General features: G+C 59.7%; 7 protein-coding genes. All 7 read left to right on the top strand.

Annotated elements, in window-relative coordinates:
* Positions 1-192 (top strand): hypothetical protein (locus HNO88_RS21990; RefSeq protein ID WP_221419772.1); only part of this gene is annotated, 192 nt, incomplete at its 5' end.
* Positions 170-1,201 (top strand): VapE domain-containing protein, encoded by a 1,032-nt coding sequence (locus tag HNO88_RS02320; protein WP_184242329.1) that lies wholly within the window; start codon positions 170-172, stop codon positions 1,199-1,201. The genes HNO88_RS21990 and HNO88_RS02320, both read left to right, overlap by 23 nt.
* A gap of 296 nt (positions 1,202-1,497) precedes the next feature.
* Positions 1,498-2,634 (top strand): tyrosine-type recombinase/integrase, encoded by a 1,137-nt coding sequence (locus HNO88_RS02315; protein ID WP_221419771.1) that lies wholly within the window; start codon positions 1,498-1,500, stop codon positions 2,632-2,634.
* A 57-nt stretch (positions 2,635-2,691) separates the two neighbouring features.
* Positions 2,692-3,021 carry a hypothetical protein gene (locus HNO88_RS02310; protein ID WP_184242325.1) on the top strand — a complete coding sequence of 110 codons (330 nt, stop codon included), beginning with the start codon at positions 2,692-2,694 and terminating at the stop codon, positions 3,019-3,021.
* Between the two features lie 137 nt (positions 3,022-3,158).
* Positions 3,159-5,603, top strand: coding sequence for an EcoAI/FtnUII family type I restriction enzme subunit R (hsdR, locus tag HNO88_RS02305; RefSeq protein ID WP_184242323.1), 2,445 nt, complete (start codon positions 3,159-3,161; stop codon positions 5,601-5,603).
* 3 nt (positions 5,604-5,606) lie between these two features.
* Complete coding sequence (locus HNO88_RS02300; RefSeq protein ID WP_184242321.1) at positions 5,607-7,064, top strand: type I restriction-modification system subunit M; 1,458 nt, start codon at positions 5,607-5,609, stop codon at positions 7,062-7,064.
* Positions 7,061-8,731, top strand: coding sequence for a restriction endonuclease subunit S (locus HNO88_RS02295; RefSeq protein ID WP_184242319.1), 1,671 nt, complete (start codon positions 7,061-7,063; stop codon positions 8,729-8,731). Before HNO88_RS02300 ends, HNO88_RS02295 begins: the two co-directional genes overlap by 4 nt.
* Positions 8,732-8,780: the final 49 nt, after the last annotated feature.

Below are 8,780 nucleotides of genomic sequence, written 5' to 3'. Positions count from 1 at the left end.
TCCGCTGTCGCCATCCCGGCCTCCTGCTCCTTCAAAATCGCGATGATCTGCTCTTCGCTGAACCTGCTGCGCTTCATTCCGTCCGACTCCTTCGCATCGGACTCTACTCAAAATCGGTCACATTTCAGGGGAGCACGTCACCATCGTCAGCCTCGCCGCACAGCATGGCATGCCGACAGGGCACATCGGTGAATACGTTCATGCCATCGCCGACAGCAATGCCTACAATCCCGTCGCGGAATGGATCAGGAGCCAACCTTGGGATGGTCTCGATCGCTTTCCCAACATAGCGGCGACGATCGTCGAGCAAGATGATTACCCAAAGCATCTCAAGGCAATCCTGCTGCGCAAGTGGCTTCGGAGCGCTGCCGCTGCGGCCATCAAACCCAAATACAAGGGCAGGGGCGTTCTGACCTTCCAGGGCGCGCAGGGCATCGGCAAGACAAGTTGGGTCAAGGCGCTCGTCTCTGACCCCAAGCTGCGGGACACGGTCGTCAAGCTGGACCACCATCTAGACGGCAACAACAAGGACTCACAGCTCGGGGCTATCGCAAACTGGATCGTCGAGATCGGCGAACTGGATAGCTCGTTCAAACGGGATATTGCCCGGCTGAAGGGCTTCATCACCGCCGACAGCGACCGCGTGCGGCGACCATATGCGAGGTCAGAGTCAGTGTATGATCGGCGCACCCTGTTCGTGGCGACCGTGAACGATCCCAACTTTCTCGTCGATCCCACCGGCAACTCGCGCTGGTGGACCATCGCCGCAGAAAAGTTGGATTACTCGCACACGATCGACATGCAGCAGGTCTACGCTCAGATGGCGGCGGAGGTGCTGTCCGGCGAGCCTTGGTGGCTGAATGATCACGAGGAGGCGGCGCTCGCTGATTGGAACAGCCGGCATGTCGCTACCAGCGTCGTAGCGGACCTGGTGGAGCCGCACCTTGAACTCGATCCCGCGCGGCAGAAGAATATCGCCGTGATCACACCAACGGAACTGCTGAAGGTGGCCGGGATCAGCCATCCGTCGAACTCTCAGGCGAGGGAATGCGGTGCAATGCTCCGCGATCTCTTCGGCTCGCCCAAACGGATCAGAGGACGGGATAAATGGAGGGTGCCGCTCGTCGAGCCTACTGCTGCGGACCTTAAGGAAGGCCGCAAGGGCGAGACCTTGAAAACAGCGATACCTGAAATCTTCTGAACAAATGAAGGTGGGGGAGGGGGTAGCAAAAATCTGAGATTTGGATGTGAGGGTAGTAGAAGCCCAGCGCCGATCTGAGCGAAACTGCCGCCTCTCCCCCCACCACCCTACCTGCGTAACCGAATAGTCGGCTGGCTTCAGGACTGCCCCGCTGCAGCCCAGAGAGCCGCGAAGGGCACCGCCGCGTGCCCGACCATCACCCCACCATCGCCGTCACCCGAGCGCGCCTCGTGCCGCCCTGACGGCTGCCATCGTGAAAGGCCACCATGCCAGTAACCAAGATCACTAACACCGCCGTGCACTCGGCGATCTGCCCGCCGGGCAAGAAGAAGATCACACTGTTCGACGAAGCTTTCAAAGGCTTCATCTGCGAAATCGGCTTCACGGGACGCCGCACGTACGCCCTCCGGCACATCAATGACCGGGGCACGCAATGCCAATACAAGATCGGCGATGCCTCGGTGCTGACCGCCGACCAAGCACGCAAGATCGCCCAACAGGTCAAGGCGCAGTACCTTACGGGCGAGAACCCCCAGCAGAAGCGCAAGGTCAAGCGTCAGGTGCCCACCTTGGCGGAGATCACGCCTCGCTACATGGAGCACGTTAAGAGCTACAAACGGGCGGCAGACATCGACGAGCGTTATCTTCGCCTTCACCTGCTGCCGCGCTTCGGCAAGCTCCACCTCGACGAGTTCAAGCAGGCCGAGATCGTCGAGTGGCTCAACGGCAAGGTGAAGGACGGGTACGCACAGGCGACCGTCAACCGGTGGCAGGTCATCCTGTCGCACATCTTCCGACTGGCGGGCGAATGGGGCATCCCCGGCGCCGAGCGCAATCCGCTCAAGGGTGCCAAGCTCAAGGACCCGAACAACATGGTCGAGCGGTTTCTCTCGACCGAGGAGATCGCCAGACTGAAGGTGGCGGTTGAGCAGAGCGAGAACCCGATGCTCGCTCCGATCGTAGCTCTCTTGCTGCTGACCGGCTGTCGCAAGCGGGAAATCCTCGATTTGCAGTGGGATCAGGTCGACCTTGAACGACGAACCCTGCGGATCGATCGCACAAAGGCAGGTAAGGTCAGAAGAGTACCTTTGTCCGACGATGCGGTGGCGGTGCTGACCTCGCTGCCACAGGTCTGCCCGTACGTGTTGCCGAACCTCAAGACGATGAAGCCGCACGGTTCCATCTTTAACGCCTGGAACACCGCCAGGAAGCGGGCAGGGCTGAAGGACGTGCGCGTACATGACCTGCGCCATACGCTCGCTAGCCAACTTGCGGGTGCCGGTCACTCGCTTTGGGTGATCGCGAACGTGCTCGGACATAGCCAGACCCGCACAACCGAGCGCTATGCTCACCTATCTGGTGAAACGCTACGCTCCGCTGTGAACTCCGCAGCAAAGGTGAGCGGAACTACTTGGGCATCGCCCGCAGAGTGAACCACAGGCCGGTCCGTCTTGATACGCGGTTCGGCCACCTCGTTACGGAGACTACGAATGACGATCATCCACGACTCCCCAGTCCGCACCAAGGAAGAGCGCGCCGAACTGTTCCGCGCCCTTCGCGAACTCAAGCGCGCTTGCGGGAAGAACAAGCACGACCAGATCACCACGCTGATCGACGCCCTGCTTGATGAAGGGATCGACACGAGGCCGCGCATCATCGGCGCGCTGCAGAGGCTGGATTTCAGTGCCAATCAAGTGGCCGCCGTGCTCGATGATGAGGTCAACCGCAGGCGATGGCGCCGACATGGCCACGGACAGTACGCGAGGACGTCGAACGATCTGCCGGTGGTTAGCGGCACCGCCATAGCGCAGCCCTTATGATCAATGCCCGCCCTTTCAGGTGACCGATGCGTCGCTTGGAAGGGCGGGCACTTTCCTTATTATTTTTTCGATAGATCGCATAGAACCTCGCGACCGTAAGGTCGGACCCCGTCTGGCATCCGCAACAAGTGAAAAATATGCTCAACAAACGATCTTTAAGTGAGCGCGACATTTGCACGAAGTTCATCACGCCGGCTGTCAAAAAGGCTGGCTGGGATGAAATGACGCAGATCAGGGAAGAGGTCAGCTTCACAAAAGGCCGCATCATTGTGCGCGGCAGGATGGTCAGTCGTGGTCAAGGCAAGCGCGCCGACTATGTGCTTTACTACAAGCCTAACATCCCACTGGCGCTCATCGAGGCCAAGGACAATGCCCAGCCCATGGGTGCGGGTATGCAGCAGGCGCTTGAATATGCGGAAACCCTCGACATCCCCTTCGTGTTCGCGTCGAACGGCGATGGCTTCGTCTTTCATGATCGCACCGGCACAAGCGATGCGCGAGAAATCACCCTGGCTCTTGATGCCTTCCCAACACCGGACGAGCTATGGCAGCGATATGCCGCGTGGAAGGGGCTAACGCCCGAGGGCGAGACGATTGTCCTCGAAGACTACTACGATGACGGGGGCGGCAAGCAGCCGCGCTATTATCAGGTGAATGCCGTGAACTCGGCTATGGAAGCCATCGCCACCGGCCAGAACCGGGTTCTGCTGGTCATGGCGACTGGCACCGGCAAGACCTACACCGCATTCCAGATCATCTGGCGTTTGTGGAAGGGCGGACACAAGAAGCGCATCCTGTTCCTTGCCGACCGCAACGTGCTCGTCGATCAGACCATGGTCAACGACTTTAGGCCCTTCGGCCCGGCCATGGCGAAGCTGTCCGCCAACTCGAAAACCATCGAACGCGATGACGGCACCAGCATCGATCTGGCCATCGCAATGGACAAGAAGCGGCGCGTCGATACCGCCTACGAAATTTACCTCGGGCTGTATCAGGCTATCACTGGCCCAGAGGAGCGGCAAAAGCTGTTCAAGGAGTTCTCGCCCGGCTTCTTCGACCTCATCGTGATCGATGAATGCCACCGGGGCAGCGCAGCCGAAGATAGCGCATGGCGTGAAATCCTTGAGCATTTCTCGGGGGCGACGCAGATCGGCCTGACCGCGACACCCAAAGAAACTCAATACGCGTCGAACATCCACTACTTCGGCGAGCCGGTTTACAGCTACACCCTAAGACAGGGCATTCGCGACGGCTTCCTTGCGCCTTACAAGGTCGTCAAGGTCCACGTAGACCGGGATATTCAGGGCTACCGGCCGGAGAGAGGCCAGCTTGATCGTGAAGGCAATGAAGTCGAGGACCGCATCTACAACACGCGGGATTTTGATCGCACGCTGGTGCTGGACGACCGGACCAAGCTCGTCGCCCGTACAGTCACACAGTTCCTAAAAGAGAGCGGTGACTGCTATCAGAAAACCATCGTGTTCTGCGTCGATCAGGAACACGCGGCCCGTATGCGGCAGGCGTTGATCAACGAGAACGCCGACCTTGTGGCCGAAAGCTCCCGCTACGTCATGCGGATCACCGGTAACGATCCCGAGGGTCAGGCGCAGCTTGGCAATTTTATCGATCCCGAGAGCCGTTACCCGGTGCTGGTCACGACATCGCGTTTGCTCTCCACGGGCGTCGATGCGCAGACGTGCCGCTTGATCGTCCTCGACCGCGACGTTGGATCGATGACCGAGTTCAAGCAGATTGTCGGGCGCGGCACCCGTGTGCACGAGGACACCCGCAAGTTCTTCTTCACGTTGATGGATTTCCGGGGAGCGACGAACCACTTCGCCGATCCTGATTTCGATGGCGAACCTGTGCAAATATACGAGCCGGGCGAGGGTGATCCCGTCGCGCCGCCCGATGAAGACACCATTGTAGGCGACTCCGGGGACGATCAGGGCGAGGAAACGATCGTCGACAACGGCAACGGCCCTGACATCACAATCACCGATGGCGGCGACCGGCGCGGCAAGGTCTATGTCGATGGCGTGGCCGTGCAGGTCGTGGCCGAGCGGGTGGAATACCTCGACGAAAGCGGCAAGCTCGTCACCGAAAGCCTCCGGGATTACACGAAGAAGGCGCTCCGCAAACACTTTGCCAGCCTGGACGAATTCCTTGCGCGCTGGAACCACGCCGAACGCAAGCAGGCGCTGGTCGATGAACTGTCCGCCGAAGGCCTCAATCTCGATGTCGTCGCCGACGAACTTGGCAAAGACCTAGATCCGTTCGACCTGATATGCCACGTCGCCTTTGACCGTAAGCCGTTGACCCGCCGCGAGCGCGCGCAAAACGTGCAGAAGCGCGATGTTTTCGCCAAATACGGTGAGCAGGCTCGTGCCGTGCTGCGCGCCTTGCTGGACAAGTATGCCGACGAGGGGATGCTCAATCTTGACGACACCAACGTGCTGCGTATCCCGCCGCTGAACACGCTAGGCACCCCCGTTCAGCTTATCAAGGCGTTCGGCGGCAAGGCTGGCTTCGAAGATGCTGTTCACGCCCTGCAAAACGAACTTTATCAGGAAGTTGCTTAATCAATGTCAGTTCGCGCTCTCGTCAAATCCGTTCAGGACATCATGCGCAAGGACAGCGGCGTAGATGGTGACGCTCAGCGCATCAGTCAGCTTTGCTGGCTCTTCTTCCTGAAGATCATCGACGATCAGGATCAGGAATTGGAATTGATGCGCGACCGCTATCAGTCGCCGGTTCCCGCGCAGTTCCAGTGGCGCAATTGGGCCGCCGATCCTGAAGGGCTGACCGGTGAGGCGCTGCTTGCCTTCGTGAACGAAGAACTGTTTCCGGCGATGAAGGGTCTTAAGCCCACCGGCTTGCCCGGGGATCGCCGCCGCGTCGTGCGCGAGGTGTTCGAGGACGCCTACAACTACATGAAGTCGGGCCAGTTGCTGCGGCAGGTGGTCAACAAGATCAACGACATCGACTTCAACAACCTCTCAGAGCGCCAGCATTTCGGCGACGTTTACGAGCAGCTTCTCAACGACCTACAATCCGCAGGCAACGCGGGAGAATACTACACCCCCCGCGCCGTCACCACCTTCATGGTGGACCGCATCGACCCTAAGCCGGGAGAGATCATCTTCGATCCCTCCTGCGGCACGGGCGGCTTTCTCACCTGCGCAATGAAGCATATGCGCGAACGCTACGTGAAGCGTCCCGAGGACGAGGCGCTGATGCAGGCATCATTCCGTGCGGTGGAAAAGAAGCCGCTGCCGCACATGCTTTGCGTTACCAACATGCTGCTCCATGGCGTGGAAGACCCCAGCTTCGTGCGCCACGACAACACGCTGGCCCGGCCCTACATCTCGTGGGAGCAGAAGGACCGCGTCGATGTGATCCTCACCAACCCGCCCTTTGGTGGCAAGGAAGAGGACGGCATCGAAAGCAATTTTCCTCAGCATTTCCGCACGCGCGAGACGGCGGACCTGTTCCTGGCTCTGTTCATCCGCCTGCTGCGCAAGGGCGGCGTGGCGGCGATCGTGTTGCCAGATGGCAGCCTGTTCGGCGAAGGCGTAAAAACCAGGCTGAGGGAGGCGCTGCTCGAAGAGTGCAACCTCCACACCATCGTTCGCCTGCCCAACTCCGTGTTCAAGCCGTATGCCTCGATCGGCACTAACCTGCTGTTTTTCGAGAAGGGCGAGCCGACTAAGGACATCTGGTTCTACGAGCATCAGGTGCCCGAGGGGCAAAAGGCCTACTCGATGACCAGGCCCATCCGCTTTGAGCATTTCACGGGCTGCATCGACTGGTGGGGCGGCGCGGAGCGCAAGGGGCGCAAGGAAGGGCCGCAGGCTTGGAAGGTCAGCCTCGATGAGGTGAAGGCGCGCGGCTACAACCTCGACTTCAAGAACCCGCACAGAGACGATGCCGACCACGGCCACCCAGCCGAACTCTTAGAGGCGCTGGACATGGCCGAGGCGAAAACGGCGGACCTGCGCGACCAACTCAAAGCCCTTCTAAGCGAGGCGTTGGCCGCATGAATGCAAATCTGGTGCGTGCTGCCGTTGCCCGCTTTGGTGACGATCCAGATGGAATTGGCCGCTTTCGTAAGGTCGTCATCGGCTTGGCAATTGCCGGCAAGCTGACCGGCGGAGCGCGAGCCCTGTCGCCTGCGGCGATCAACGATCTAATTGAGCAGGAAAAGATCAGGCTGGCCAGCGACGGCCAAATTCCACACCCTAAGCGTTATGCCGCCGTGACTGATGAACAGCTCCCCGAGGTGTTCTCCGACCCATCGCTGTTCGTTCCTCTTGGAACTATCGCACGCATTGAGAAGGGCGTAACCGGCATACAGAGTGCGATAAGCGGTAGTTTCCCGTTGGTTGTCACAGCAGCCGAGCGCAGTTCGTGCGATCATTTCGATTTTGAGGGCGCTGCCACTATTGTGCCGCTGGTTTCGTCAACGGGCCACGGCAATGCAAGCATCAATCGCCTTCACTATCAGGAGGGTAAGTTTGCGCTGGGCACGATCCTAGCGGCAATTTTCCCTTATGCACCCGATCTGATCTCGGCCCGCTTTATCTTCGAATATCTATCGACCTTCAAAGACGAACTGCTTGTTCCGCGAATGACAGGCACTGCAAACGTCACGCTCAGCGTAGGTCGCATCGCCGAAGTGCCTATCCCGCTCATCTGCCCGGGCGTTCAACGGAAGGCAGACGAGCTGATGGCCCTGTGCGATCAGCTTGAGGCGGCGCGGGCAGAGCGAGAGGCTGTGCGCGACACGTTCACGCTGTCCACCTTGGCCAAACTTGACACCCCCGATTCTGAAGCGTTCGGCGCCGATGCCCGCTTCGCGCTGGCCAACCTAGCCCCACTCACCACCCGCCCCGACCAGATCAAGCAACTGCGCCAAACCATCCTACGACTGGGATTGGCAGGGAGGCTGACCGAGCAGAACCCTGCCGACGATCCAGCCTCAGATCTGCTCGCAACAATTGATGCACGTCGATCCGCCCTTTTGAAATCGGGCTATCCAAATGCGTCGGAGGCTCGCACTCAATCACGGAAAGTCGCCGAGCAGTCTCTGCCGAGCAAACTTTCTGACCTCCCGCATGGGTGGGAGTATGCAACGTTGCAGCAATGCGCGCTTATGGTCATCGACTGCAAAAACAAGACCGCCCCCTACACGCAGAGCGGTGTGCGGCTTGTTCGCACCACGAATGTCCGCGACGGCAAACTCAACGCCATTGACCAGCGGTATGTGAGCCCGGAGACCTATGAAGTCTGGAGCGCGAGGGGCAAGCCAGAACCCGGCGACATTCTTATCACTCGCGAAGCGCCCATGGGCGAAGTCTGCTTGGTTCCCACCGACACCACGATTTGCCTTGGTCAGAGGATGATGCTCGCGCGGCTGGTGCCCGATACGATCAGCCCCGGCTTCATGCTTTATTCGCTCATGGACCCCGATCTTATGGATCGGGTTCAGGACAAGCCGATTGGCATGACGGTTCAGCACCTTCGCGTCGGAGGCGTGGAAACCCTTGTGGTTCCGCTGCCACCACTGGCGGAGCAGCACCGCATCGTGGCTAAGGTCGACGATTTAATGGCCTTGTGTGATCAACTCGAAGCCAGCATCACCACGGGCGAACAAGCCCGCTCTCGCTTACTGGAAGCGGTCCTGCATCAATCTCTGGAGCCTGCTTAACCAGGCCCGTCCGCCGCCGTGGCAACAAGCTTGAGCGCTGGCAAATAGC

The organism is Novosphingobium chloroacetimidivorans (genome assembly GCF_014204535.1).
GTDB lineage: Bacteria > Pseudomonadota > Alphaproteobacteria > Sphingomonadales > Sphingomonadaceae > Novosphingobium > Novosphingobium chloroacetimidivorans.
This window is presented reverse-complemented; position numbering and strand designations above follow the sequence as displayed.

Bases quoted from the DNA above. Each gene is read 5' to 3' on its own strand.
- HNO88_RS02320 (WP_184242329.1), top strand. From the start codon at position 170: ATGCCGACAGGGCACATCGGTGAATACGTTCATGCCATCGCCGACAGC.
- hsdR (WP_184242323.1), top strand. From the start codon at position 3,159: ATGCTCAACAAACGATCTTTAAGTGAGCGCGACATTTGCACGAAGTTC.
- HNO88_RS02310 (WP_184242325.1), top strand. From the start codon at position 2,692: ATGACGATCATCCACGACTCCCCAGTCCGCACCAAGGAAGAGCGCGCC.
- HNO88_RS02300 (WP_184242321.1), top strand. From the start codon at position 5,607: ATGTCAGTTCGCGCTCTCGTCAAATCCGTTCAGGACATCATGCGCAAG.
- HNO88_RS02295 (WP_184242319.1), top strand. From the start codon at position 7,061: ATGAATGCAAATCTGGTGCGTGCTGCCGTTGCCCGCTTTGGTGACGAT.